This window comes from Pengzhenrongella sicca (genome assembly GCF_017569225.1).
Classification (GTDB): domain Bacteria; phylum Actinomycetota; class Actinomycetes; order Actinomycetales; family Cellulomonadaceae; genus Pengzhenrongella; species Pengzhenrongella sicca.
On sequence record NZ_CP071868.1, the window covers coordinates 3254152 to 3277889 of the forward strand.

Genomic DNA, 23738 nt, shown 5'->3' on the forward strand with positions numbered 1-23738 from the left:
AGATACTGCTATCTCACGCGACGAAGGGGCACACCGAACCGGTGCGCCCCAACATCTGTACTTGCCGAAAAAGCGTCAGACGACGACGTCGATGACCTTGCGACCGCGGCGCGTCCCGAACAGCACCGAACCGGCGGCCAGGGCGAACAGCGTGTCGTCGCCGCCCCGTCCGACGTTGATGCCGGGGTGGAAGTGCGTGCCGCGCTGGCGGACGATGATCGTGCCGGCGTTGACGGCCTCGCCGCCGAAGCGCTTGACGCCCAGGCGCTGGGCGTTGGAATCGCGGCCGTTACGAGAGGAGCTTGCGCCCTTCTTGTGTGCCATCTCGAACCTGCTTTCGTGCTACTCGTGGAAGGGACTGTTCGCAACGCCGGCCCGGGTCATCCCCGGGACGTCACCGCGGAAGACGGTCAGACGATGCTGAGAACCTTGACGCGGGTCAGCTTCTGGCGGTGACCGAGACGGCGGCGGTAGCCCGTCTTGTTCTTGTACTTGAGGATGTCGATCTTCGGACCCTTTTCGTCCCGCACGACCTCGGCCGTGACCACGGTCTTCGCCAGCACTGCGGCGTCGGTGGTCACCTTCTCGCCGTCGACGAGCAGCAAGGCCGGCAGCTCGATGGTCGAGCCGACCTTGGCGGACTGACGGTCCATGACGACGATGTCGCCGACCGACACCTTCTCCTGGCGGCCACCCGACTTCACGATCGCGTACACCACGTTGCTGCTCATCTCTGCTCGGTCAAGTCTGTGCTCGAAGAAAATCTCGGTCCAAATACGTGCGTCCGCCGCGTACTCATCGCACCACAGCCACTCGGGCGGCGCGGGCACACGGGGTGGGCGCGCCATAAGCGCGCCGACATTGAAGGGTACGGAATACGCCGGGCGGGGTCAAATGAGCCCTCATTCCGCGCCCTGCGAGCTGGCCGGGCGCGTGCCGGCGTCGCCGTCGGAACCCGCAGCGAAGACCTCGGGCGCGACCGGGAACAGCTCCAGGCCCTCGTCCGAGTCGAACCCTACGGGCAGGTCGGCGGGGCCGGAGCGACCGGTCTGCTCCTCGAGCGCGGTGTCGTGCGCGTGCGCGGCCGCGGCGGCGATCGTCGCGAGCGTCGCCTTGACGGCCGCCCGTGCCTGCGGAAGGACCGGGACGGCCACTGGGAGCGGGAGAGCCCCGGTCAGAGTCTCCTTGGCCCCGCCACGCTTGCGACGGCCGCCCTTGGACGGGCCGTCGGAGTCGTCGGACGTCGAGGACGAGCCGTGCGAGTGGCCGCCCTGCGGGTGACCGCCCTGCAGGCCGTCGTCGACGTGGCCGTGCTTCTCGATCGGGTCCGTGTGCACGATGAAGCCGCGCCCCATGCAGTGCTCGCACGTCTCGGAGAACGCCTCGACGAGGCCCTGCCCGACGCGCTTGCGGGTCATCTGCACGAGCCCGAGCGAGGTGACCTCGGCCACCTGGTGCTTGGTCCGGTCCCGGCCGAGGCACTCGACGAGCCGGCGAAGCACGAGGTCCCGGTTGGACTCGAGCACCATGTCGATGAAGTCGATGACGATGATCCCGCCGATGTCGCGCAGCCGGAGCTGGCGGACGATCTCCTCGGCGGCCTCGAGGTTGTTGCGCGTCACGGTCTCCTCGAGCGTGCCGCCCGCGCCGGTGAACTTGCCGGTGTTGACGTCGACGACGGTCATCGCCTCGGTGCGGTCGATCACGAGCGAGCCGCCCGAGGGCAGCCAGACCTTGCGGTCCATGCCCTTGGCGAGCTGCTCGTCGACGCGGTGCGCCGAGAACACGTCGCCGGTGCCGGTCCAGCGCGTGACCTTCTCGGCGAGGTCGGGCGCGAGCGCGCCGATGTACCCCGAGATCGTGTCCCAGGCCTCGTCGCCCTGCACCACGAGCGAGCCGAAGTCGCCGTTGAAGATGTCGCGGACGACGCGGATCGCGAGGTCGGGCTCGCCCTGCAGCAGCGCGGGCGCCGAGGCCGACTTGGCCTTCTTCTCGATCGCGGTCCACTGCTCCTGCAGCCGCAGGATGTCGGCGCGGAGCTCGTCCTCGCTCGCCCCCTCGGCGGCGGTGCGCACGATGACGCCCGCCGAGTCCGGGACGATCTCGCGCAGCAGCTTCTTCAGGCGGGCGCGCTCGTTGTCCGGGAGCTTGCGGGAGATGCCGGTCATGCCGCCACCGGGCACGTAGACGAGGTACCGGCCGGCGAGCGTGACCTGCGACGTGAGCCGGGCACCCTTCTGCCCGATCGGGTCCTTCGTGACCTGCACGAGCACGGAGTCGCCCGACTTGAGTGCCTGCTCGATGCGGCGCGGCTGGCCCTCGAGCCCGGCCGCGTCCCAGTTCACCTCGCCGGCGTACAGCACCGCGTTGCGGCCCTTGCCCACGTCGATGAACGCCGCCTCCATGCTCGGGAGCACGTTCTGCACCCGGCCGAGGTAGACGTTGCCCGCCATCGAGGCCTGCGCCTGGCGGGAGACGTAGTGCTCGACGAGCACCCCGTCCTCCATGACGGCGATCTGGGTGGCGCCGTCGATCTCGCGCACCACCATCGTGCGGTCCACGGACTCGCGCCGGGCGAGGAACTCCGACTCGGTGATGATCGTGCGCCGGCGGCCGGCATCGCGGCCCTCACGGCGCCGCTGACGCTTGGCCTCGAGCCGCGTCGAGCCGCGCAGCGCGGTGACCTCGTCGGCGCCCGTGGCGCCGATGTTGCTGTTCGAGCCCGAACCCGATCCGCCGCTGCCGGAGCGCGAGCCCCGGGTGCGCGCCTGCGGGGCGGGCTCGGACTCGACGCTGTCGGTCCCGCGCCCGCTGCGGCGACGACGGCGGCGGCGACGGCTCGACCCGCCCTCGCCGTCGGCGTCGCCCGTCTCGTCGGCGTCGTCCGAGCCGTCCTCGGCCGCGGCGGCGTCGCCGGACGCGACCTCGGCGTGCTCGGGCCGGGGCTCGCGGTCGTCCGTGCGGTGCTCGCGACGGCCGTCGGCCTGGTTGTCCTGGTTGTCAGCGTCCGACTGGTCCGTGTCGGACCCGTCCGAGCCGCTGCGCCCGCGACGACCGCGGCCGCCACGGCGGCGGCGACGGCGCGGGCCGCCGTCCTCGTCGTCGTCGGCGGGCTCGTCGCTCGCCTGCTCCGTCGCGTTCTCGTCAGCGGAGCCGGCCACCGCGGCGGCCGGGACGGCGGTCTGCGTCGCGGCGGCAGGCTCGAGCTCGTCGACGGCGTCGGCTGCGCGCGAGGAACCGCGCCGGCGCGAGGCGCGCCGGGGCGGCATCGCGACGGCGATCTCGGCGATCGCCTCGTCCTCGTCCTCGACCGCGAGGTCGGCGGCCGGGCTGGTCTCGACCGGGGCCGACTGGTGGGCGCGGGCCTGGTCGTCACGGGTGTCGGCGGCGCGGGGCGGGCCAGCGGGCGACTGGGCACGCCGACGGCGCGGGCGGGTCGTCGCGTCCGGCGCCTGGAACAGCAGCTCGGTCGCGGAGTGCACGACGGGCGCCTCGTCGGCCGGCGCGGCGGGCGCCGTCGCGGCCGGCTCGGGGACGACCGGCTCGGAGACGGTCGGCTCGGAGACGATCGACACGCTGGCCGCCGGCGTCACGACGGGCTCGCTCGCGATGCGTGACCTGCGCACGGACCGGCGCGGCGCCTTGGCCGGCGCGTTGGCCGCGGCGGCGAACTCGGCGAAGACGTCGAACGTCGAGCTGGCCGAGCGCTTCGCGGCGGCGGACAGCTCCGGCTCGGCCGCCTGCTCGGCGGCCGGCTGCTGGGCGGCGGGCTGCTCGGGGGCAGGAGCCTCGGCGGCGGGCACCTCGGCGGGCGCGACCGGCGCGTCCACCGGCGCGACGGCCTTCTTGGCCGCGCGGGTCGACGTCGCCCGCTTGGCCGGGGCCTTCTTAGCGGCGGCCTTGCGGGGTGCGCGGGCCGACGCGGCGGGAGCCGCCTCAGCCGACGCAGCGGCGGGCGCCGCCTGATCGGACACAGTGGCGGGCGCCGCCTCCGTCGCGGCTGCGGCGGGCGCTGTCTCGGCGCTGGGGGCTGCGGTCTTGCGGGTCGCGCGGCGGCGGGGAGCCTTGACGGGCCGGTCGCCTGCGGCTGCAGGCGCACTGCCTGCGGCCGTCGATGCGCTGGTGGTGCTGTCGGGCGTGGTATCGAGCGTCACTCGCGGTGCTCCTGGGTGCCCCCGGACGCCGTCCACACTCCCCGGCGCACGCGGGCGGTCAGTCGTCGCTCACGCGGTTACGCGGCGACGGAAGTCGGTCGCGACTGGCTGCAACACGCGGGCGGCGCCGGCGCCCGCCTGTTCGCCCTGGTGGGGCGGCGGCGGCGCGGCGAGCCGCGAAGCGCGGTTGCGGCGAGCACGGACATCGATCACGAGGGCGGTGTGGACACCCTCACGACCGATGTCAGTATCGCACAGCGACCCGCGACCGCTCCCCCGACGCGGCCGTCGACGCCGCGTGTCGGGGGCCGGGCGTCCGCGCCGTCGGCCATCACTTTTCCCACGGCGCGGCGACGGGGAAGTACCGCTCGAGGAACTGCGTGACCCGCAGGTTGCGCTCGTCCGGGCTCACCTCGGGAAAGCTGCTGTCGTTGAGGCAGAAAAAGTCGTGCGAGCGCTTCTTCAGCAGCTGATCGAGTGACGCGAGCCCGGAGACCAGCGTCGTGTCGACGTACTTGACCTTCGCGTTCTCCTGCGTGACGGCCCTTCCCGTGAGCAGCGCGTAGTAGTGGTAGAGCGAGTTGGTGACGGAGATGTTGTCCTTGGCCCGGAACCGGCTGGCGGCCGTGGCGGCGTACTCGGCCGCGAACTCCCGCTCCATCTCGAGCAGCACGCTGCGGCGCAGCGGCGTCGCGCAGTGCTCCAGGTGCCGGGTGGTGATCCGGCCGAACCGTTCGTACAGGAGCGTGCGGTTGACCCGCGCGGCGTTCTCGAAGCCGCTGCGGTCGAGGTGGTTGTCGCCGAGGCCGATGCGGGTGCTGGCCTCGATGAACTTGGTCACGCCGCCCGGGGAGAAGAACATGTCGGGCCCGACCGGGCGCCCGAGGAACATGTCGTCGTTCGAGTACAGGAAGTGCTCGGACAGGCCCTCGATGTGCTGGAGCTGGGACTCGACGGCCTGCGAGTTGTGGGTCGGCAGCACGGACGGGTCGAGGAAGTGGTCCTCCCCGCGCACGAGCGTCACCGACGGGTGCTCGGCGAGCCACGCGGGGCGGTCCGAGTCGGTTGCGATGAAGATGTGCCGCACCCACGGCGCGAACATGTACACCGACCGCAGGGCGTACTTGAGCTCGTCGATCTGCAGGAAGCGGGCGTCGGAGTCGTCCCCCTCGCCCACGACGACGCCCTGGGCCTGCAGCGCGCGCGCCGCGCGGTATGCCGGGCTGTTGCCGTCCACCCACGAGAAGACCAGGTCGATGTCGAAGTCGATGTCGGTCGCGTGGTCGGCGAACATGTTCTCGATCGTGGGCCACTCGAGTCCGTACCGGTTCACGGTGCCGCGCACGGCCTCGACCACCGGCAGGGTGCGCCGGGTGAGCGAGTTCTCGATCGGCAGGATGAGGTTGTCGTCCTCCCACGACCACAGCTCGAGCTGCACGCCGCCCGAGGACCCGTAGGTGAGGCCGCCCACGGGCTCGACCCGGGGCCGGTACAGCCGGAAGATCCGCGCCTTGCCGCCGACCGCGAGCGCGCCGTCGGACACCAGGAGCGCGGTCTTCTTCTTCGCGTCGACCGTCATCGAGTAGAACGGCTCGTCCCGGCACGCCGCGACGAGGACCTCGCGCAGCTCGCGCCGGCGGCGCCAGTCGACCGCGATCACCGGGCGCCGGTCGTTGCCGCGCACGAGGAGGTATGCGATGCCGCCGGCGTCGAGCGCGCCGCGGATGAACAGCAGGTCCTCGATCATGGCGTCGTGCGGCGTCCGGTCGGTGTTGACGACGGCGTAGCGACCCTTGACCTTGATGATGTCCGGGCGGTCGGCGAGCCGTGCGACGGCGGCCGGGGACGTGACCTCGACGACCTCCCGCTCGCTCTCCTCGGGCTCGGGCGCGCCGAAGTAGACGTCGTCGTGGAGGGCGTGCGGATCCGTGATGAAAACCTCCGAGAACGGCGGGGTGGCAACTGGCCCCCATCGTACGTTCGGCCACGTGACGCGCGCGGCCACGCGGGTCGCCCCCCGGACGGCCACGCCCGTCGCCACGCCCATCGCCACGCAAGTCCAACACGACGGCCCGGGGCCCGACTCTGCGCGCCGCGCCCGACGTAACCTGGACGAGCGCAGTTCTCGCCGCGCGGCGGGGCTGGACCGCGATCGAGCAGTGAGCGCGAGGAGTCACGGATGACGAGCCACGGGGGGCCGGCCACGACCCGCACCGCTGACCTGCTGAGCGCGATCCTCGCGCTCGCCGCCGACCTCGACCTGCCCAGCCTGCTCGAGCGGTTCGTGCAGGCGAGCACGGACCTCACGGGCGCCCAGTACGGCGCGATCAACATCCTCGACGAGCGCGGGCACTCCCTGACCTTCGTGCAGAGCGGCCTCGACAACTCAACGATCTCCCGCCTCGCCCGGTCCCCGCACGCCGTCGGCGTGCTCGGCCAGATCCCGGCGCACGGCGTCCTGCGGCTCGAGGACCTCACGCAGCACCCGGCCTTCCAGGGCTTCCCGGCCGACCACCCGCCGATGGGCTCGTTCCTGGGGACCGCGGTGCGGGTACGCGAGGAGGTCTTCGGCTACCTGTACCTGTCCGAGAAGGTCGGCGGCTTCGACGCCGGCGACGAGGAGGTGGTCCGGGCCCTCGGCGCGGCCGCGGCGGTCGCGATCCAGAACGCGCAGCTGTACGGCGTCGCCGGCCGGCGCGAGCACTGGCTCCAGGCGGGGCAGAAGATCACGACGATGCTGCTCGAGGGGGCGGAGGAGGAGGAGGCGCTGCTGCAGATCGCCTCGACCGCGCGCGAGATCTCGGGCGCCGACACCTCCGCGCTCGTGCTGCCCGGCATGGGCGGCGAGCTCGTGATGGAGATCGTCGACGGGCACTCGAAGGAGAAGCTGCTCGGGCTCACGATGCCGCGCGACGGCCGGTCCTGGGAGGCGTTCACGAGCGGCGCGGGCGAGGTCGTGCCGTCGCTCGCCACGTCGCGCCGGCTCCAGCTCGAGCCGATGCGCCAGTTCGGGCCCGCCATGTACGCGCCGCTGCGGACGTCGGGCCACAGCGTCGGCGTGCTCGTCCTGCTGCGCCGGGTCGGCTCGGCGCCGTTCGCGACGAGCGACCTCGTGCTCTCGCGGTCGTTCGCGGCGCAGGCCGCCCTCGCGTTCGTGCTCGCCGAGGCGAGGCACGCGCAGGACGTCGCCGCGCTGCTCGACGAGCGCGAGCGCATCGCGCGCGACCTGCACGACCTCGCGATCCAGCAGCTGTTCGCCACCGGCATGCAGCTCGAGACCGTCCGGCGGCGAGCGGCGCGCGGCGTCGACCCGTCGGAGCTCACCTCGATCATCGAGGAGGCGCTGGACAGCGTGGACTCGACGGTCCGCCAGATCAGGGCGATCGTGCACGCGCTGCGCGACCCGGACGCCGCGACGTCGCTCGTCGAGCGCCTGCGCCGCGAGTCCTCGCTCGCCCGGACCGGGCTCGGGTTCGCTCCCTCGCTCGTGGTGACGTTCGCGGGTCGCGTTGTCGACTCGGCCCAGGACGAGCAGGGCGACGTCGACCGGATCGACGACGCGGTGCCCGCGGACCTGGCCGACGACGTCGTCGCCGTCGCGCGCGAGGGCCTCGCCAACGCGGCGCGGCACGCCCACTCGTCCTCGGTCATGGTGCGGGTCACGGTCACGGGCGTCGGGCCGACCGGGATGGTCGAGATCGAGGTCGAGGACGACGGCGCCGGCCTGTCCGTGGCCCGGGACCGGAACTCGGGCACCCAGAACCTCGCCGCGCGCGCCCGGCAGCACGGTGGCACGTTCAGCCTCGGCACGCCGCCGTCGGGGCGGGGCACCCTGCTGCGCTGGCAGGCCCCGCTCGGCTGAGCCACCGCGGGGGCGTTCTCGGGTCCTTGGTCCTACCGCGCGGCCGACGCCGTATGGTAGGACCAACCCGACCGAGCGAGCGAGGGGCGCCATGGTCCCCGACGGACGCACCACCCCGGTCGCGAGCACCGACCTGCTCAGCGCGTTCATGGCGCTCTCGGCCGACCTGGACCTGCCGCGGCTGCTCGAGCGATTCGTCGCCGCGAGCACGAGCCTGACGGGCGCGCAGTTCGGCGCGATCAACGTGCTCGACGAGCACGGCGCCTCCGTCACCTTCGTGCAGGCCGGCATGCCGGCGCCGATCGTCGCGGCGCTCGCGAACCCGCCGCACGCGATCGGGGTGCTCGGCGAGATCCCGTCGCACGGCGTCCTACGCCTGCACGACCTCATGGAGCACCCCGCGTTCCGCGGCCTCCCCGCGGGCCATCCCCCGATGCACTCGTTCCTCGGCACCGCGGTGCGCGTCGGCGAGGAGATCTTCGGGTACCTCTACCTGTCGGAGAAGGTCGGCGGCTTCGACGCCGGCGACGAGGCAGTCGTGACCGCGCTCGCGGCCGCGGCGGCGATCGCGATCCAGAACGCGCAGCACTACGAGGCGGCCATGCGGCGCGAGCAGTGGCTGCGGGCCGGGCAGCAGATCACGACGATGCTGCTCGAGGGGGCCGACGAGGAGGACGCGCTGCTGCAGATCGCGAGCACGGCGCGCGAGATCGCCCACGCCGACACCGCGGCGCTCGTGCTGCCCGGCATGGGCGGCGAGCTCGTGATGGAGATCGTCGACGGGCGGGGCCGGGAGAAGCTGCTCGGGCTCACCATGGCCCGGATGGGGCGCTCCTGGGACGCTTTCGCGACGGGGCAGGGGGCGCTCGTGCCGTCGCTCGCGACCGCCCGCGACCCGCAGCTCGCGCCGCTGCGGGAGTTCGGACCGGCCCTGTACGCCCCCCTGCTCTCGTCCGGGCACTACATGGGCGTGCTCGTGCTGCTGCGCACGGTCGGCCGGGCGCCGTTCGACGCCAGCGACCTGGACCGGGCGCAGTCGTTCGCGGCGCAGGCCGCGCTCGCGTTCGTGCTGGCCGAGGCGCGCCGCACCCACGACGCCGCCGCGCTGCTCGACGAGCGCGAGCGCATCGCGCGCGACCTGCACGACCTGGCGATCCAGCAGCTGTTCGCCACGGGACTGCAGCTCGAGACGGTGCGCAGCCGCACGGCCGACGGCTCCGACCCCCGGCTCACGCGCATCGTCGAGACGGCCCTGGACAACGTGGACTCCTCGGTCCGGCAGATTCGGGTCATCGTGCACGCGCTGCACAACCCGGACACCGCGACCCCGCTCGTGGAGCGGCTGCAGCGCGAGTGCGCCCTGGCCCGGACCGGCCTCGGGTTCGACCCGGCGCTCGAGGTGGTCTACGAGGGGCACCCGATCGGCGCAGGCCCCGGCGACATCGCGGCGATCGCCCGCATGGACGACGTGCTCGGCGCCGACCTCGCGGGCGACGTCGCCGCGGTGGCCCGCGAGGGGCTCGCGAACGCGGCGCGGCACGCCCACTCCACGACCGTCTGGGTCCGGGTGAGCGTGGCCGGGTCCGGGCGGGGCGGGACCGTGACGATCGAGGTCGAGGACGACGGCGTCGGCCTGTCCCCGGAGCGCGACCGGCACTCGGGCACCAAGAACCTCGCCACGCGCGCGGGCCGGCACGGCGGCACGTTCACCCTGGGCACGCCACCCTCGGGCCGCGGCACCCTGGTGCACTGGCGGGCCCCGCTGGCCTGAGCGGCCAGCTGCCGCGGAGCGCCGGTGTGGCGCGCTGGCTGCGGCTCCTGGCTACGAGTCGCCCGGTTCGGCGCGCCAGCCGCTGTGCTTGCGCGCGGCGACCCACGCGGCCACCTGGGTCCGACGCTGCAGGCCCATCTTCGCCAGCAGGCTCGTGATGTGGTTCTTGACGGTCTTCTCGGCGACGCTCAGGCGCTCGGCGATCTCGCGGTTGGACAGGCCCTCGCCGATGAGGTCGAGCACGCGCAGCTCGCTTGGCGTCAGGTGCTCGGTCGGGTCCTCGTGGCCGGCCTTGTGCCGCGTCACGGTCCGCTCGTCGAGCAGGGTGCGTCCCGCGGCGACCGCCCGCACGACGTCGGTGATCTCCGCCCCCCGCACGCTCTTGAGCAGGTACGCGACGGCGCCGGCGTCGAGCGCGGCCGCGAGGGCGTCGTCGTCGTCGAACGAGGTGAGCACGATGGCGCGCACCTCGGGCTGGGTCTCGCGCACCTTACGCATGAGGTCGATGCCGGTGCCGTCGGGCAGCTGCAGATCGACGAGCATGATCTGGGGCCGCACCAGCCCGGCGCGCCGGACTCCGTCGGCCACCGACCCCGCCTCGGCCACCACGTGCATACCCTCCGCACGCTCGACGACCTCGGCGATGCCGCGACGGACCACCTCATGGTCGTCGACAATCATCACCGTTATGACGGCGGCACGGTCCGCGGACGAGGTCAGGTTGCTGATCACCACCTCGGCATCGTAACGATGAGTGGGACCGTTCCGAACACGGCGGGGCCGAGCACGCCCAAACTGGTGAATCCTGGGGGGGCAAACCCCCGCCACGAGAGGCCACCATGTCGTTCACCCTGCTGCTGCCGACGTCCCTGCCGCTGACCCCGGAGGTGCCCGCCGGCGTCGTCGTCGTCCCGTACGCGGTGGACGAGCCGCTGCCCGCGGCCATCGAGACGGCGGACGCGATGGTGGTCTGGGGCAACCCGGCGGGTCAGCTGCGCGACGCCGCGGCCCGGGGCGCGAGGCTGCGCTGGGTGCAGGCGCTGGCCGCGGGCCCGGACGCAGTGCTCGGCGCAGGCTTCGTTCCGGGCGCGGTCATCACGTCCGGCCGATCGCTGCACGACGGCCCGGTCGCCGAGCACGCGCTGGCGCTCGTGCTCGCCGCCGCGCGGCGCCTGAACCTGCTCGTGCGGGCCCAGACGGCCCACCGCTGGGCGGCGGAGCTCGGCGGCCTGCAGCCCGGCCGGCCCGCGGACTCGTTCCGGACGCTCGCGGGCGCGCGGGTGCTCGTGTGGGGCTTCGGTTCGATCGCGCAGGCACTCGCCCCGCACCTGCGGCTGCTGGGCGCCGAGGTGACCGGCGTCGCGAGCTCAGCGGGCGAGCGCGTCGGCTTCCCGGTGATCGCGGCGGCCGACGTCGAGGCGGCGCTGCCGACGACCGACCTCCTGATCGGGATCCTGCCTGCGACGGCCGACACGCACCACGCGATCTCGGCCGAGCGCCTCGCGCTGCTGCCTGCGCACGCGTGGGTCGTCAACGTGGGCCGGGGCACGACGCTCGACGAGGCCGCGCTCGCGCGCGCGGTGCACGAGGGCCGGCTCGGCGGCGCGGCGCTCGACGTGTTCGAGATCGAGCCGCTGCCCGCGGATTCGCCGCTGTGGGACGAGCCCAACGTCATCGTGTCCCCGCACGCGGCCGGCGGCCGCCCGACGGGCGCCTCAGAGCTCGTCAGCGCCAACCTGGCGGCCCTGCTGGCCGGCCAACCGCTGCGCAACGTGGTCGCTCGCTGACGCGGAGGTAGTCCCTCCGCGGTGAGGTAGTCCCTGCGCGGTGAGGTAGTCCCTCCGCGGCGAGGTAGTCCATCCGCGGTGAGGTAGTCCATCCGCGGTGAGGTAGTCCCTGCAGAAGGACGGCAAAGTCAAGGTGTGGGAGCAACGCCGGGGGTTATGCGGCGAGTAGCAGCTGGTTCAGCCGGTCGGCTGGGGTTTGTAGGTCCAGGGTCGGGCGGGGTCTGCGGTTCAAGGTAGCCGCAACTCGATGCAGGTCCGCGGGGGTATGTACGGCCAGGTCGGAGCCCTTTTCGAACCAGAATCGCAGGAGCCGGTTCGTGTTCTCGTTCGTGCCGCGCTGCCAGGGTGAGTGCGGGTTGCAGAAGTAGAGCGTCGCGTCGAGCGCGGTCTGGATCTGGGCGTAGTGGGCGAGCTCGGTTCCGCGGTCCCAGGTGATCGAGCGACGCAGATGTTCGGGCAGGCTGCTCATCTCGCGGATCATCGCTGCCGCGACCGCGCCTGCACTGTGATCGTCGGGCAGGTGCAGCAAGATCGTGAATCGGGTGCTGCGCTCGACCAGAGTGCCGATCGCGGTCCCGTTGCGGCCGATGATGAGGTCACCTTCCCAGTGCCCAGGGATCGCCCTATCCTCGACCTCGGCTGGCCGGTCACTGATCTTGAACGCCTCCTTGTAGGGGCTGCTCTTGTGCCGGTCAGCGGTATGGGGAACTCGCTTCTTGCGTTGCAAACTCAGCTTCTTGGCCAGGTCAGCGCGCAAGTTCCCGCGACTTTGGACGTAGAGAGCGCGGTAGATCGTCTCGTGGCTCACCTGCATCCCCTGATCATCGGCGAAGGTGAGCGCCAGCATCGACGAGATCAGCTTCGGGCTCCACCCGACGTCCATCCACGCAGCGATCTGCGCGCACAACGGCGCGTTCGCGACCAGCTTCAACGGCTTCGGCCGCCGCCGGGCCTGATGGGCCCTGGCATGGGCGAGCGAGGCGTAATAGGCCCCGTCCGGGCCCGCGTTGCGCCTGACCTCTCGCCAGACCACGGACTTGTCCCGACCGATCGCCTGCCCGATCAAGGCATAGCTCATGCCCGTGCGCCGGCCCATCTCGATCATCCCCCGATCGGCCAACGTCACCATCCGCTCGCTGGCGTCGCGATCCGTTCGTGGCCCCGGGTCAGCCAGACCACCCAAGCGCCCACTGCGCAGCTCCATCCCCCCAGCCTGGGCCCACCACCGGAAACCCGTGGCCCCAACAGCACCGACACGCGCAGAAGCAGCCTCAACACTCAGACCACCACAGACCAGATCCACAAACCGAGCCCGAGTGCCCTCAGGGAACTTGACCATCACAACGCTCCTTCAACAGGGGCGTTGCTCCCACCATATGAATCTGCCGACTACCTCACCCGGAAAGGACTACCTCGCCGCGCGCACGCCCTACCAGCGGCCGGAGCGGGGGCGGGGCTGGCAGGTCGGGCAGGTGTACGCCGACCGGTTCATGAACTCGTCCCGGCGCACGGGCGTTCCGCAGCGCGGGCACGGCCGGCCCTCCTGGCCGTAGACCGCGAGGGACCGGTCGAAGTAGCCGGACTGGCCGTTCACGTTGACGTAGAGGGCGTCGAAGCTGGTCCCGCCGGCGACGAGCGCCTCGCTCATCACCGCCGCCGCCGCGTCGAGCAGCCGCCCCGCGTCGACGGCGCGCAGGACGTCCGTCGGGCGCGCGTAGTGCAGACGCGCGCGCCACAGCGCCTCGTCGGCGTAGATGTTCCCGACGCCGGACACCAGGGTCTGGTCCAGGAGCGCGCGCTTGACGCCGGTCCGGCGGCGTCGCAGGGCCGCGATGACGCCGGCGCGGTCGAGCGCCGGATCGAGCAGGTCCCGGGCGATGTGCGCGACGGGCTGCGGCACCGCAGGCTCGGCCGATCCCTGGCCGCCGGCGGCGCCGTCGGTCGTCGGGGTCAGCGCCGTGACCGACAGGTGCCCGAACGTGCGCTGGTCGATGAAGTGCACCTGCGCGCCGTCGTCGAGCCCGATCCGGACGCGCAGGTGCGCGGGCACCGGGCCGGCGGGCTCCGCGCCGTGCACGAGCAGCTGACCGCTCATGCCGAGATGGGCCATCAGCGCGGCGCGAGGTGGCCCCGCCGCGGACGAATCGGGCCCCACGGGCGTGTCGAGCCCCGCGGGCGCGTCGAGCAGCAGCCACAGGTACTTTCCCCGCCGGACCGCCGCGTCCAGGCGGCGGCCCACGAGCTCGCCGACGAACTCCGCCGGACCGCCCGGCTGGCGCCGCACGCTGTAGTCCCGCAGCACGTCGACGCGCGCGACGGTGCGCCCGAGCACGTGCCTGGCAAGCCCGGCACGCACCGTCTCGACCTCGGGGAGCTCAGGCACGGTCTCGCGTCGGAAGGGGGCCGGTCAGGGCCGGCCGGCGGCGGCCTGCAGGGAGCCGTACGCGGCCGCGGCCGCCTCCTGCTCGGCGATCTTCTTCGCGGGGCCGGTCCCGGTCCCCCGGACCTCGCCCGCGATGACGGCCTGCGCCGTGAACGTGCGCTCGTGGTCCGGGCCGACGCCGACGACCTCGTAGGCGACGAGGCCAAGCCCGAGGTCGGCCGAGAGCTCCTGGATCGAGGTCTTCCAGTCGAGCCCCGCGCCGAGGTCGGCCGCGACCTCGAGGGTCGGCCCGACGAGGCGTTCGACGAGCACGCGCGCGACCTCGAGCCCGTTCGCGATGAAGACGGCGCCGATGACGGCCTCGAGCGTGTCGGACAGGATCGAGTCCTTGTCCGGCCCACCCGTCGACAGCTCGCCCTTGCCCAACAGCACGTAGGACCCGAGGTCGAGCGTGCGCGCGATCGCGGCGAGCGCGCGCTGCGACACGGTCGCGGCCCGCATCCGGGCGAGGTCGCCCTCGTCCTGGCTCGGGTGCCGGCGGAACAGCGCCTCGGTCACGACCAGCCCCAGGACGCTGTCGCCCAGGAACTCCAGGCGCTCGTTCGTGGGGATACCGCCGGCCTCGTGCGCGAACGACCGGTGCGTCAGGGACAGCACAAGAAGCTCGGGGTCCAGGTGGACCCCGAGCTTCTCGCCAAGCTGCTCAGCCGGAGCGCCGGCCACGTCGCGCGGGTGCGTCGACAAGGCCGACGTCAGCTCGCGTGCTCGGTGCGCATGGCCTCGGAGTACTGGCGACCGTTGTAGTTGCCGCAGGTCGGGCAGGCGATGTGCGGGCGCATGTTGCCCTTGCACTGGGGGCAGGTGGTGAGCGCGGTAGCAGTGGCCTTCCACTGCGACCGACGCGCACGGGTGTTGCTGCGCGACATCTTGCGCTTCGGAACAGCCACGGCTAGCTCTCTTTCGTTTCGTCCAACGTGCCCTGGAGCCGATTCAGCGCGGCCCACCGAGGGTCAAGGATCTCATGCGAATGGTCCGGGTCGTCCGCCAGGTGCGCTCCACACTCGGAGCACAGTCCCGGGCAGTCTGGCCGGCACAGCGGTCGGAACGGCAGTGCAGGCACCACCGCGTCTCTCAACGCGGGCTCGATGTCGATCAAGTCGCCATCGAGCTCGCGCACGTCCTCAAGGTCGTCACCCTCGGCCTCAGCGGCTCGGGCACGCTCGGAGTACGCGTACAGCTCCGTCAGGGGCACGTCGACGTCGTCGACGACCTCATCCAGGCAGCGCACGCACTCTCCGACCGCCCGGCCACGGATGTGACCGGTGACCAGGACCCCCTCCATCACGGACTCGAGCCGAAGCTCCAGCTCGACCTCCGTGCCGGCGGGGATGCCGATCATGTCCGTGCCGAGGTCTTCCGGTGCCGGCACAGTGCGCTGCACCCGTCGCATCGATCCGGCACGCCGTCCGAGCTCATGAGTATCGAGCACAAAGGGCGATCGGGGATCGAGTTGGTTCGGGCGCTCCACAGCTGCGGTTCCAGACAGGTAGACGTCGGCCCGTGCCAGACCGGCAGGACCAACCGACAACACTACCTGCTCAACCGGGGCGACCCAAACGCGAACCCGATCGCGGCCCGGTCGGACCCGGTCGGGCCGCGCTACGCACCCGGTTCGGCGTCGGCGAGCCGGTTCGCGAGCTTCGCGCGGCCCGCCTGCACCTGGGCGAGCACCTTGCCGAGGTCGATCTCGAAGTCGCCGAGGCGCCGGTCGCAGTAGTCGTCCGCATCCCGTCGCAGCCCCTCCGCGACGCCCTCGGCGGCGGCGATGATCTCAGCGGCCCGCTCGTGCGCCGCGATCGTCACGTGCTCGGCGTCGACCAGCTCGGTGGCCTGCGCGCGCGCGGCGGCGAGGATCGCGTCCGCATCCGCCTGCGCGACCCCGCGCGCGGCGCCGGCGGCCGCGAGCACGTCGTCGGCCTGGCTCAGCTGCGTCGGGAGCACGTCGCGGGCCTGGTCGAGCAGGTCGAGCAGCTCGGCGCGGTTGATCAGCACGGACGACGACATCGGCATCGCGCGGGCGTGCGTGACCGTCGCGGTCAGCGCGTCGAGGATGCCGGTGAGCCCCTCGGGCTGGCTCCGGTCGAAGCCATCCTCGCCGGTGGCGGTCTGGTCAGTCATCGGTTACTCCTTCTGGTCCGCGGGGCCGATGCCCAACGCGTCACGCACGACGGCCTCGACGCCAGCCGGCACGAGGTCCCCGATCTGGCCGCCGTGGCGCGCGACGTCTTTCACGAGCGACGACGCGATGTGCCCGAGCGCCGGGTCACCCACCACGAACACCGTCTCGACGCCCGTCAGGTGCCGGTTCATGAGCGCCATCGGCAGCTCGTGGTCGAAGTCCGCGCCGCCGCGCAGGCCCTTGACCACGACCGTGGCGCCCACCTCGCGGCAGAAGTCGGTGAGCAGCCCGCCGACGAGCTCCACGCGCACGCCGTCGAGGCCCGCGAGCGCGGCCCGGGCGAGTGCGACCCGCTGCTCGGCGGTCAGCAGCGCCTGCTTGCTGGAGTTGTGCGCGACCCCGACGACGACGCCGTCGAACATCGCGCTGGCTCGCCGGACGACGTCGAGGTGCCCGAGCGTGACCGGGTCGAAGGACCCGGGGCAGACGGCGATGGTCACTCGGCCAGACTATGTCAGGGCGCTGGCTGTGGCGGTGACCCCGCCGCGTGGGTCGCGTCGGCGAACCACACCACCGTGTCGCCGTAGGCGCGCCGTTCGCCGCGCTCGAGGCCCGCGGGCCAGCGGGGCTCGGGGCTGCGCGCGGCGCGTTCGACGACGACGACGGCGCTCGGGGCCAGCGCGGCCGCGGCGACCAGGGCGTCGAGCACCTCCGCGACGTCGTCGTCGGCGAGCTCGTACGGCGGGTCGAGGAACACGAGGTCCCACGGCGGGTCGACGGGCCGCCGCACGAACCGCTCGGCGCGGTCGGCGACGGCGACGACGCCGCGCAGGCCGAGCGTGGCCGCGTTGGCGCGACACACGTCGACGGCCGGCCGGGCCGAGTCGACGAGCGTCACGGCGAGCGCGCCGCGGCTCGCGGCCTCGAGGCCGAGCGCGCCCGATCCCGCGTACAGGTCCAGCACGTGCGCGCCGTCGACGGCTCGCAGGTGCTCGAGCCGGGAGAACATCGCCTCGCGGACCCGGTCGCTCGTCGGGCGGGTCCCGGTGGGCGGAACCTTCAGCGTGCGGCCGCCGGCCGAGCCGGACACGATCCTGGTCATGGGGTGCTCCCGTTCACTCGGACGCCGTCGGGGGCGCCTTGACGTGGGCGCAGACGGCCAGGGCGATCGCCGACGCCGCCACCTGGCCGAGCAGCACCGGGGTGGTGACGAACCCGAGCACGATCGAGATGAGCACCGGGACCAGCCCGAGGATGACGACGTCGGGCCCGCGCGCCAGCACTCCCCCGATGCCGACCGGGAGCGCGCCCGCGGCGGTCGAGACGAGGGGGCCGGACCAGTCGGGCGAGGGCCGGTACGCCGACCGGACGGCGGCGCCGGCCCAGACGGGGGTCGACAGCACCGCGAGGACGAGCCAGCCGCCGAGGCCGCCCTGGAGCTGCGCGACGGCGGCGAACGCCGCGGCCGACCACGCCAGCATCACCGCGCCCGGCACGACCATCCGCAGCTGGCGGACCCGGGCCGCCTCCAACGGCAGCAGGCGGTCGAGGATGGGGGCCATCTCGGCCCGCCGGGCGCCCTCAGCGGTCGCCACCATCGCGACGTACCCGGAGACGACGACCGCGGCCGCGAGCACGCCGGGGTTCGCGATCTGGTGCACGCCCACGAAGACGGCCGGCACGCACGCGGCGGCCACGACCTGCAGGACGTGCCGTGGGGAGCGGACGAAGACGGCCAGGTCGGCCGCGACGAGCGCGGTCTCGGCCGAACGCACCCAGCCGAACCGGGCGACCCGGCGCCGGCGCGTCGCGGCGGCCCCGTCGGTGAGGGCGCGGCCCAGCTCGCGCGAGTCGAGCGAGACGACCGCGCCGACGGCCTGGCTCGCCACCGAGCCGCTGTCGCGCAGGTCACGCGCGGGGATGCGGGCGAGGCGCCGGTCGAGGGCGACCGCCGCGGCGACGACGGCGACCGCGAGGACCGGGATGAGCACGGCCGGCGGCTCCGGCACGTCGGACAGGCTCCAGCCGAGGACGGCGCCCAGGAGCGCCAGCAGCGGCACGAGCGCGATGAGCGCGTTGCCCGTGGCCGCGATCCGGCGCCGGACCGCCCCGAGCGACTGCCCGACCCCGGCCAGCAGGACCAGCAGGGCGGCGCCCAGGCCGCCGACGGCCCCCACGCGGAGCGCGCGCCCGACGGACAGCGAGCCGTCGTTCGGCAGGCCGAGATCGATCAGCGCGAGCAGGACCGTCGCCACGGCTCCGGCGAGCAGCGGCAGGCGCACCGCCGTCGGGCGCAGCAGGCCGCGCCGGTCGACGGGCAGCGAGAGCCACCACGTCGCCTCGGCGCCGCCGACCCCGACGGGGCCGAGCCGGCCGGCGAGCGAGAGCAGCACCCCGACGAGCCCGACGACGAACAGCGTGGCGAGGCTCGGGATGCTCAGGTCGGGCCCGGCGAGCGGCACGGCGGGCTCGGGCGGGAGCGCGTCGCGCATCGCGTTGACGAGGCCGAGGGCCAGGGCGATGCCGATGGCCGCGCTGATCACCGCGTAGTAGACGTCGCCGAGCAGCTCGCCGATGCCGGCGCCGCCGCGCCGGCGCGCCGTCGCGGACGTGAGCCGGCGGATCTGCCGGCCGGAGGGCACCGCGAGCGCGAGCGGCGCCGCCCCGGCGTCGGCGTCCTGCGCCGTCACCGGGCCGTCACCGCGCGGGCTCGGCGCGGATCGCCCGGGCGGCGTCGGCGACGCTCAGGCGCGCCGACGTGTCGTCGGCGACGAGGACGGCGCGATGGGCCACCGCCTCGAGCAGCTCGGGGTCGTGGGTCGCGAGCAGCACGGCGCCGCCGCCTGCGGTCTCGGCCCGCAGCCGCTCGGCGAGGCGCGCGCGCATGCGCTGGTCGAGGCGCTGCTCCGGCTCGTCAAGCACGAGCAGGCGGCGCGGCCGGGCGAAGCCCGCCGCGAGCAGCAGGCGGCGACGTTGGCCGGAGGACAGCGCGACGGGAAGCACGTTGGCGTGGTCGATCAGCCCGAAGTCCTCGAGCAGCTCGAGCACGACGTCGCCGGCGTCGGGCAGGCCGTGGCCCCGCGCCGTGAGCAAGAGGTGCTCGCCGACCGTCAGGGCCGGGAAGTAGGCGTCGTCGTCGAGGACGCTCGAGACCTGGGCCCGGAAGGCTCGTTCGCGCTCGTCGACGGGACGGCCGAGCACCGTGAGCGTCCCGCTCACGGGCGCGAGCAGGCCGAGGACGGCGCGCAGCACGGTCGACTTGCCGGACCCGTTCGCGCCGACGAGCCCGAGCGCGCGCCCGGGGTGCAACGTGAAGGAGACGGGGGCGCAGACCGGCTCCCCGCCGTAGCTGAGGACGAGGTCGTCCACGCGGATCACAGGGGGGGCGGACACGCGAACAGCGTACGCACCGCCGGGGTCGCCCTCCGCGCGCCCCGGGACGCCGGACCCGGCGGTCAGGACCGCTCGAGGAACTCCTCGCGCTCGCCGGCGAGCTGCTGCTCGATCGCGTCGCGGAGCTCGGGGTGGCGCGCGAGCGTCGGGTCGGCGGCGACGAGCGCCGACGCGTCCACCCGCGTCTGGGCGATGAGGTCGCCGTCGCGGGTCACGCGGAGCAGGCGCAGGGAGCTCGCGCCGCCGGACTGGGCGGCGCCGAGCACGTCGCCCTCGCGGCGCAGCTCGAGGTCGACGTCCGCGAGCGCGAAGCCGTCGGTCGTCTGCGCGAGCGTGCGCAACCGGGTGGCCGACGGGCGGCCCGGGTCGTCGTCGACCGCCCCGGAGACCAGCAGGCACAGGCCCGGCGCGCTGCCCCGACCCACCCGGCCGCGCAGCTGGTGGAGCTGCGAGATCCCGAACCGGTCGGCGTCCAGCACGACCATGACCGTCGCCTCCGCGACGTCGACGCCGACCTCGATGACCGTCGTGGACACGAGCACCTGGAGCTGGCCCGCGGCGAACTTCGCCATCGCAGTCTCCTTGTCGTCCGCCGACATCCGCCCGTGCAGCACGCCGATCTCGACGCCCGCGAGCGCCGGCAGCGCGCGCAGCTCGTCCGCGACCTCGAGCACGGCGCGCAACGGGCGGCGCGCGCGGGACTCACCGGCGCCCTCGTCGAGGTCGAGCGCGAGCAGGTCGGCGCCGTCCTCGTCGTCGCCCGTCCGCGCGCCCGGCCGCTGGCGGTCGCCCGCGCCGCCCGCGCGCGGCTCGTCGGGGTCGATCCGGGGACAGACGACGTACACGCGGTGGAACGCGTCGACCTCCTCGCGCACGCGCCGCCACGTGCGGTCCATCCAGCGCGCGTTCTCGGCGGCGACGACGTGTGTCGTCACGCCGCTGCGACCGGCCGGCACCTCGCGCAGCGTCGAGGTCTCGAGGTCGCCGAACGCGGTCATCGCGACGGTCCGCGGGATCGGGGTGGCGGTCATCACCAGCAGGTGCGGCGCGCTGGCGGCCTTCGCCCGCAGCAGGTCCCGCTGCTCGACACCGAAGCGGTGCTGCTCGTCGACGACGACGAGACCGAGGTCGGCGAACTGGACGTTCTCGCTCAGCAACGCGTGCGTGCCGACGACGATGCCCGCGCGGCCGCTCGCGGCGTCGAGCAGGTTCTCGCGCCGGGCCACCGCGCCCTGGGAGCCGGTGAGCAGCGCGACCCGCGTGCCGTCGTCGTCGCCGCCGAGGAAGCCGCCCTCGGCCAACGACCCGAGCAGGGCCCGCAGCGTGCGCACGTGCTGCGACGCGAGCACCTCGGTCGGGGCGAGCAGCGCGGCCTGCCCGCCGGCGTCGACCACCTGAAGCATCGCGCGCAGCGCGACGACGGTCTTGCCGGAGCCGACCTCGCCCTGCAGCAGCCGCTGCATCGGCTGCGCGCGCGCGAGGTCGCGCGCGAGCTCCACGCCGACCTCGCGCTGCCCGGCCGTGAGCGTGAACGGCAGCTGGGCGTCGAACCGGTCGAGCAGGCCGCCGACCACGCCCGGCCGGGCCGTCGCCTCCTGGCTCGCGGCCTCGGCGCGCCGGCGCGCCAGCGCCGCCTGCAGCACGAACGCCTCCTCGTACCGCAGCCGGTGCATGCCCCGGCGCGACTGGTCGTCCGTGAAGGGCTCGTGCACGTCGCGCAGCGCCTCGTACAGCGTCGACAGCGTGCGCTCCTGGCGCAGCGCCGCAGGCAGCGGGTCGGGGACGTCCGCCTCGGTCAGCGGGCCGAGCACGGTGCGCACGCTGGTCTGGATGCGCCACGACGGGATCGACGCGCTCGCCGGGTAGATCGGGATCGGCCGGCCGGCCTCGACGAGCGCCTCCGCCTCGTCGTCGACGTCGACGCCGACGATCACGTAGTCGGGGTGCGTCAGCTGCCGGGTGCGCTGGTAGAGGCTCACGGTGCCGGTGAACAGGCCGACGCGCCCCGCGCGGAGCTTGATCTCGTGGCCGTGCAGGGGCCGCTTGGCCTTGGCGAAGAACGTCAGGTTGAGCGAGCGCGAGCCGTCGGTCACGACCGCGGCGAGCATGTACCCGCCCGAGCGGACCTGCCGGACGGTCGCCTGCCGCACCTGCGCCATGACCGTGACGTGCTCGCCCACCTGGATGCTCGACAGGTCGGTCAGCTGGCCGGGTTCGTTGTAGCGGCGGGGATAGTGCCGCAGCAGGTCGCCCGTCGTGTGCAGGCCGAGCTTGCCGAGCGGACCCGCGGTCCGGGGCCCGAGCACCTTCGCGAGCGGCTCGACGAGCCGCCCGACCGGCTGGTCGACCTCGTCACCCAGCTCGGCGGTCATCCGCGTCCCTCGCTCCCGGCCCGTTCGACGGCCCTCATCTCGACGCCCCTTCGACGCTGCGCACGATCATTGGACACCACTCGTCCGACACGGCTCACTCGACACCCAGCGCGATCGCCGGCGACGCCTGGCCGCCGTCGAGCACCACGACCTCGAGGGCGGGATGAGCCCGGCTCAGGTGCCCCACGAGCCCGGCGAGTACCCCGTCCTGCACCCCGGCGCCGCGCAGCACCGTGAGCACCTCGCCGCCGGCGGCCACCAGCTCGTCCGCGACGACGGCGGTGCGGTCGACGTCGCGCGCGCCCACCTGGGCGGTCCGGACGCCGCCGACGGCCGCGCCGATCGCGGCGAGCGTGCCCGCGACGTCGTCGGACCCGTCGAGGGCCGCCGCCGCGGCCAGCCCGGCGACGACGTGGATGTCGTCGACGGCGTCGAACACGTGCACCGCGAGCGGCGAGTCGATGGCGAGCGCGGCTGCGTGGGCCGCGGCCGACCCGGGCAGCACGGCGACGGTCCCGGCGCCGGTGTCGACGACGGCGCGCAGCACGCTCGCGGCGCTCACGGCGCCGCCCGTCCCTGCGTCGCCCGATCCTGCGTCGCCCGATCCCACGTCACCCGGTCCCGCGTCGTCGAGCACCATGACGACCGCACCGCTGCGCGCGAGCTGGCGCAGCAGCGCGGGCGCGCGGGTGCCGGCGACCAGCCCGAGCCGTCCCGCGGCGGGCCGCGCGTCACCGCCGGCGCACGTCGCGGGCCGCGCCGCGACGAGGCGGCCGAGGTGGCGGACCATGATCTGCCGCTGCGCGGCCGAACCCGCCGCCGCACCCGTGGCCGAACGGTCGGCGCCCGTGGCACCCGCGGCCACCGCGGCCGCCGGGTCGTCCGCGTGCACGTGCGCATGCCAGGTCCCGTCCCCGCCGACGACGGCGACCGACTCGCCGAGCGCCTGCAGGCGAGCGCTGAGGCGGGCGCCGTACCCGGGGTCGGCGGACTCCACGACGTACATGACCTCGAACTCGCCGTCGGATCCGGACTCCCCCGCCGTCCCGGTCGGCTCGGCGCCCGGGTCGGCGGCGGTGCCGGTCCCTGACGCCGCGGCCCCGCGCGGCGCGATCGGGCTCGCACCCGGCGCGGGCGCGCCGGTCACGACGACGACGAGCGCCTCGAGGATCACCACCAGACCGGCGGCGCCGGCGTCGACGACCTGCGCGGCGCGCAGCACCGCGAGCTCGTCGGGCGTGCGGGCGAGCGCGTCGCGGGCCCCGGCCAGCGCGGCCAGGACCGTCGCGGCGAGCCCTGCCCCCGCGTCGGCCGCGGCGCGCGCGCAGGCGGCGGCGGCGGTCGCGGCCGTGAGGATCGTGCCCTCGACGGGCCGGGCCACGGCCGCGCGGGCGGCCCGCTGCGCCTCGGCCAGCGCGCCGGCCAGCGCGTGCGCGCCGAGCTCGCGCATCGGCGCGGCGACATCCGCACCGTGCACGGCACCGGGGTCCGCCTGCTCGGCCGCGGACGCGAGGCCGAGCAGGAACTGGCTCGCGATGACGCCCGAGTTGCCGCGCGCGCCGAGCAGCGCGCCGTGCGCGAAGGCCCGCAGGGCCGCGGCGACCGGCGGGTCGAGCGCGAGACGGCCGACCTCGTCGGCGCCTTGCGCGATGGTGAGGTAGAGGTTGGTCCCGGTGTCGGCGTCGGCCACGGGGAACACGTTGAGCGAGTCGATCGGCCCCCGCTCGTTGTCGAGCGCCCTCGTCGCGGCCGCGGCCCACGCCCGGACCGACTCGCCGGTCAACCGCTCCACGTACGTGTGCTCCCTCGCTGCGGACCCGTCACGGGTGTCCCTCGT

At 74.1% G+C, this 23738-nt stretch carries 20 protein-coding genes; 3 read left to right on the forward strand and 17 right to left on the reverse strand.

Annotation, left to right across the window (positions count from 1 at the left end; all coding sequences use genetic code 11):
- Positions 1 to 75 precede the first annotated feature (75 nt).
- The 4 genes from rpmA to J4E96_RS15020 all read right to left on the reverse strand — a co-directional run bounded on the left by rpmA (position 76) and on the right by J4E96_RS15020 (position 5901).
- Positions 76 to 324: a 50S ribosomal protein L27 gene (gene rpmA, locus J4E96_RS15005; protein WP_227422882.1), complete on the reverse strand. Its 249-nt coding sequence runs from the start codon at positions 322 to 324 to the stop codon at positions 76 to 78.
- Positions 325 to 410: 86 nt separating this feature from the next.
- Entirely contained in the window at positions 411 to 719 is a 309-nt protein-coding gene (gene rplU, locus J4E96_RS15010; protein ID WP_227425779.1) for a 50S ribosomal protein L21, read from the reverse strand.
- A 183-nt stretch (positions 720 to 902) separates the two neighbouring features.
- Positions 903 to 4154, reverse strand: coding sequence for a ribonuclease E/G (locus tag J4E96_RS15015; RefSeq protein ID WP_227422883.1), 3252 nt, complete (start codon positions 4152 to 4154; stop codon positions 903 to 905).
- A 331-nt stretch (positions 4155 to 4485) separates the two neighbouring features.
- Positions 4486 to 5901 carry a stealth family protein gene (locus tag J4E96_RS15020; protein ID WP_406620464.1) on the reverse strand — a complete coding sequence of 472 codons (1416 nt, stop codon included), beginning with the start codon at positions 5899 to 5901 and terminating at the stop codon, positions 4486 to 4488.
- 432 nt (positions 5902 to 6333) lie between these two features.
- Between J4E96_RS15020 and J4E96_RS15025 the strand changes: the two genes are divergently transcribed.
- Together J4E96_RS15025 and J4E96_RS15030 are read left to right on the forward strand one after the other, a co-directional pair.
- Entirely contained in the window at positions 6334 to 8016 is a 1683-nt protein-coding gene (locus J4E96_RS15025; protein ID WP_227422884.1) for a sensor histidine kinase, read from the forward strand.
- Positions 8017 to 8107: 91 nt separating this feature from the next.
- Complete coding sequence (locus J4E96_RS15030) at positions 8108 to 9787, forward strand: sensor histidine kinase (RefSeq protein ID WP_227422885.1); 1680 nt, start codon at positions 8108 to 8110, stop codon at positions 9785 to 9787.
- Between the two features lie 51 nt (positions 9788 to 9838).
- Here the strand turns inward: J4E96_RS15030 and J4E96_RS15035 are convergent, their stop codons facing one another.
- A complete protein-coding gene (locus tag J4E96_RS15035) occupies positions 9839 to 10468 on the reverse strand; it encodes a response regulator (protein WP_227425781.1) in 630 nt (209 codons plus the stop codon).
- Between the two features lie 158 nt (positions 10469 to 10626).
- Between J4E96_RS15035 and J4E96_RS15040 the strand changes: the two genes are divergently transcribed.
- A complete protein-coding gene (locus tag J4E96_RS15040; RefSeq protein WP_227422886.1) occupies positions 10627 to 11574 on the forward strand; it encodes an NAD(P)-dependent oxidoreductase in 948 nt (315 codons plus the stop codon).
- 154 nt (positions 11575 to 11728) lie between these two features.
- Here the strand turns inward: J4E96_RS15040 and J4E96_RS15045 are convergent, their stop codons facing one another.
- The 12 genes from J4E96_RS15045 to J4E96_RS15100 all read right to left on the reverse strand — a co-directional run bounded on the left by J4E96_RS15045 (position 11729) and on the right by J4E96_RS15100 (position 23693).
- Positions 11729 to 12913: an IS30 family transposase gene (locus tag J4E96_RS15045; RefSeq protein ID WP_406619925.1), complete on the reverse strand. Its 1185-nt coding sequence runs from the start codon at positions 12911 to 12913 to the stop codon at positions 11729 to 11731.
- 90 nt (positions 12914 to 13003) lie between these two features.
- Complete coding sequence (gene mutM, locus J4E96_RS15050) at positions 13004 to 13957, reverse strand: bifunctional DNA-formamidopyrimidine glycosylase/DNA-(apurinic or apyrimidinic site) lyase (RefSeq protein ID WP_227422888.1); 954 nt, start codon at positions 13955 to 13957, stop codon at positions 13004 to 13006.
- A 24-nt stretch (positions 13958 to 13981) separates the two neighbouring features.
- A complete protein-coding gene (gene rnc, locus J4E96_RS15055; protein WP_227422889.1) occupies positions 13982 to 14680 on the reverse strand; it encodes a ribonuclease III in 699 nt (232 codons plus the stop codon).
- Positions 14681 to 14709: 29 nt separating this feature from the next.
- On the reverse strand, positions 14710 to 14904 hold the full coding sequence (rpmF, locus tag J4E96_RS15060) for a 50S ribosomal protein L32 (protein WP_227422890.1): 195 nt from the start codon (positions 14902 to 14904) through the stop codon (positions 14710 to 14712).
- A 2-nt stretch (positions 14905 to 14906) separates the two neighbouring features.
- Positions 14907 to 15485, reverse strand: a complete 579-nt coding sequence (locus tag J4E96_RS15065; RefSeq protein ID WP_227422891.1) for a YceD family protein — start codon at positions 15483 to 15485, stop codon at positions 14907 to 14909.
- Between the two features lie 131 nt (positions 15486 to 15616).
- The gene (locus J4E96_RS15070; RefSeq protein ID WP_227422892.1) at positions 15617 to 16135 is read right to left on the reverse strand and encodes a hypothetical protein; all 519 of its coding nucleotides are present in this window, start codon (positions 16133 to 16135) and stop codon (positions 15617 to 15619) included.
- Between the two features lie 3 nt (positions 16136 to 16138).
- Positions 16139 to 16636, reverse strand: coding sequence for a pantetheine-phosphate adenylyltransferase (gene coaD / locus J4E96_RS15075; protein ID WP_227422893.1), 498 nt, complete (start codon positions 16634 to 16636; stop codon positions 16139 to 16141).
- A 14-nt stretch (positions 16637 to 16650) separates the two neighbouring features.
- Positions 16651 to 17238: a 16S rRNA (guanine(966)-N(2))-methyltransferase RsmD gene (rsmD, locus tag J4E96_RS15080; RefSeq protein WP_227422894.1), complete on the reverse strand. Its 588-nt coding sequence runs from the start codon at positions 17236 to 17238 to the stop codon at positions 16651 to 16653.
- Positions 17239 to 17251: 13 nt separating this feature from the next.
- A complete protein-coding gene (locus J4E96_RS15085; protein ID WP_227422895.1) occupies positions 17252 to 18826 on the reverse strand; it encodes a DUF6297 family protein in 1575 nt (524 codons plus the stop codon).
- Positions 18827 to 18833: 7 nt separating this feature from the next.
- Positions 18834 to 19529 (reverse strand): ABC transporter ATP-binding protein, encoded by a 696-nt coding sequence (locus tag J4E96_RS15090; RefSeq protein ID WP_227422896.1) that lies wholly within the window; start codon positions 19527 to 19529, stop codon positions 18834 to 18836.
- Positions 19530 to 19591: 62 nt separating this feature from the next.
- Positions 19592 to 21901 carry an ATP-dependent DNA helicase RecG gene (locus tag J4E96_RS15095; RefSeq protein ID WP_227422897.1) on the reverse strand — a complete coding sequence of 770 codons (2310 nt, stop codon included), beginning with the start codon at positions 21899 to 21901 and terminating at the stop codon, positions 19592 to 19594.
- 94 nt (positions 21902 to 21995) lie between these two features.
- Entirely contained in the window at positions 21996 to 23693 is a 1698-nt protein-coding gene (locus J4E96_RS15100; protein WP_227422898.1) for a DAK2 domain-containing protein, read from the reverse strand.
- Between the last annotated feature and the right edge of the window lie 45 nt (positions 23694 to 23738).

Excerpts from the sequence above, each read along its gene's own strand:
- J4E96_RS15025 (WP_227422884.1), top strand. The coding sequence starts at position 6,334 with ATGACGAGCCACGGGGGGCCGGCCACGACCCGCACCGCTGACCTGCTG.
- J4E96_RS15040 (WP_227422886.1), top strand. The coding sequence starts at position 10,627 with ATGTCGTTCACCCTGCTGCTGCCGACGTCCCTGCCGCTGACCCCGGAG.
- J4E96_RS15030 (WP_227422885.1), top strand. The coding sequence starts at position 8,108 with ATGGTCCCCGACGGACGCACCACCCCGGTCGCGAGCACCGACCTGCTC.
- J4E96_RS15020 (WP_406620464.1), bottom strand. The coding sequence starts at position 5,901 with ATGATCGAGGACCTGCTGTTCATCCGCGGCGCGCTCGACGCCGGCGGC.
- J4E96_RS15035 (WP_227425781.1), bottom strand. The coding sequence starts at position 10,468 with ATGATTGTCGACGACCATGAGGTGGTCCGTCGCGGCATCGCCGAGGTC.
- J4E96_RS15045 (WP_406619925.1), bottom strand. The coding sequence starts at position 12,913 with ATGGTCAAGTTCCCTGAGGGCACTCGGGCTCGGTTTGTGGATCTGGTC.
- rpmA (WP_227422882.1), bottom strand. The coding sequence starts at position 324 with ATGGCACACAAGAAGGGCGCAAGCTCCTCTCGTAACGGCCGCGATTCC.
- rsmD (WP_227422894.1), bottom strand. The coding sequence starts at position 17,238 with ATGACCAGGATCGTGTCCGGCTCGGCCGGCGGCCGCACGCTGAAGGTT.
- J4E96_RS15070 (WP_227422892.1), bottom strand. The coding sequence starts at position 16,135 with ATGACTGACCAGACCGCCACCGGCGAGGATGGCTTCGACCGGAGCCAG.
- J4E96_RS15095 (WP_227422897.1), bottom strand. The coding sequence starts at position 21,901 with ATGACCGCCGAGCTGGGTGACGAGGTCGACCAGCCGGTCGGGCGGCTC.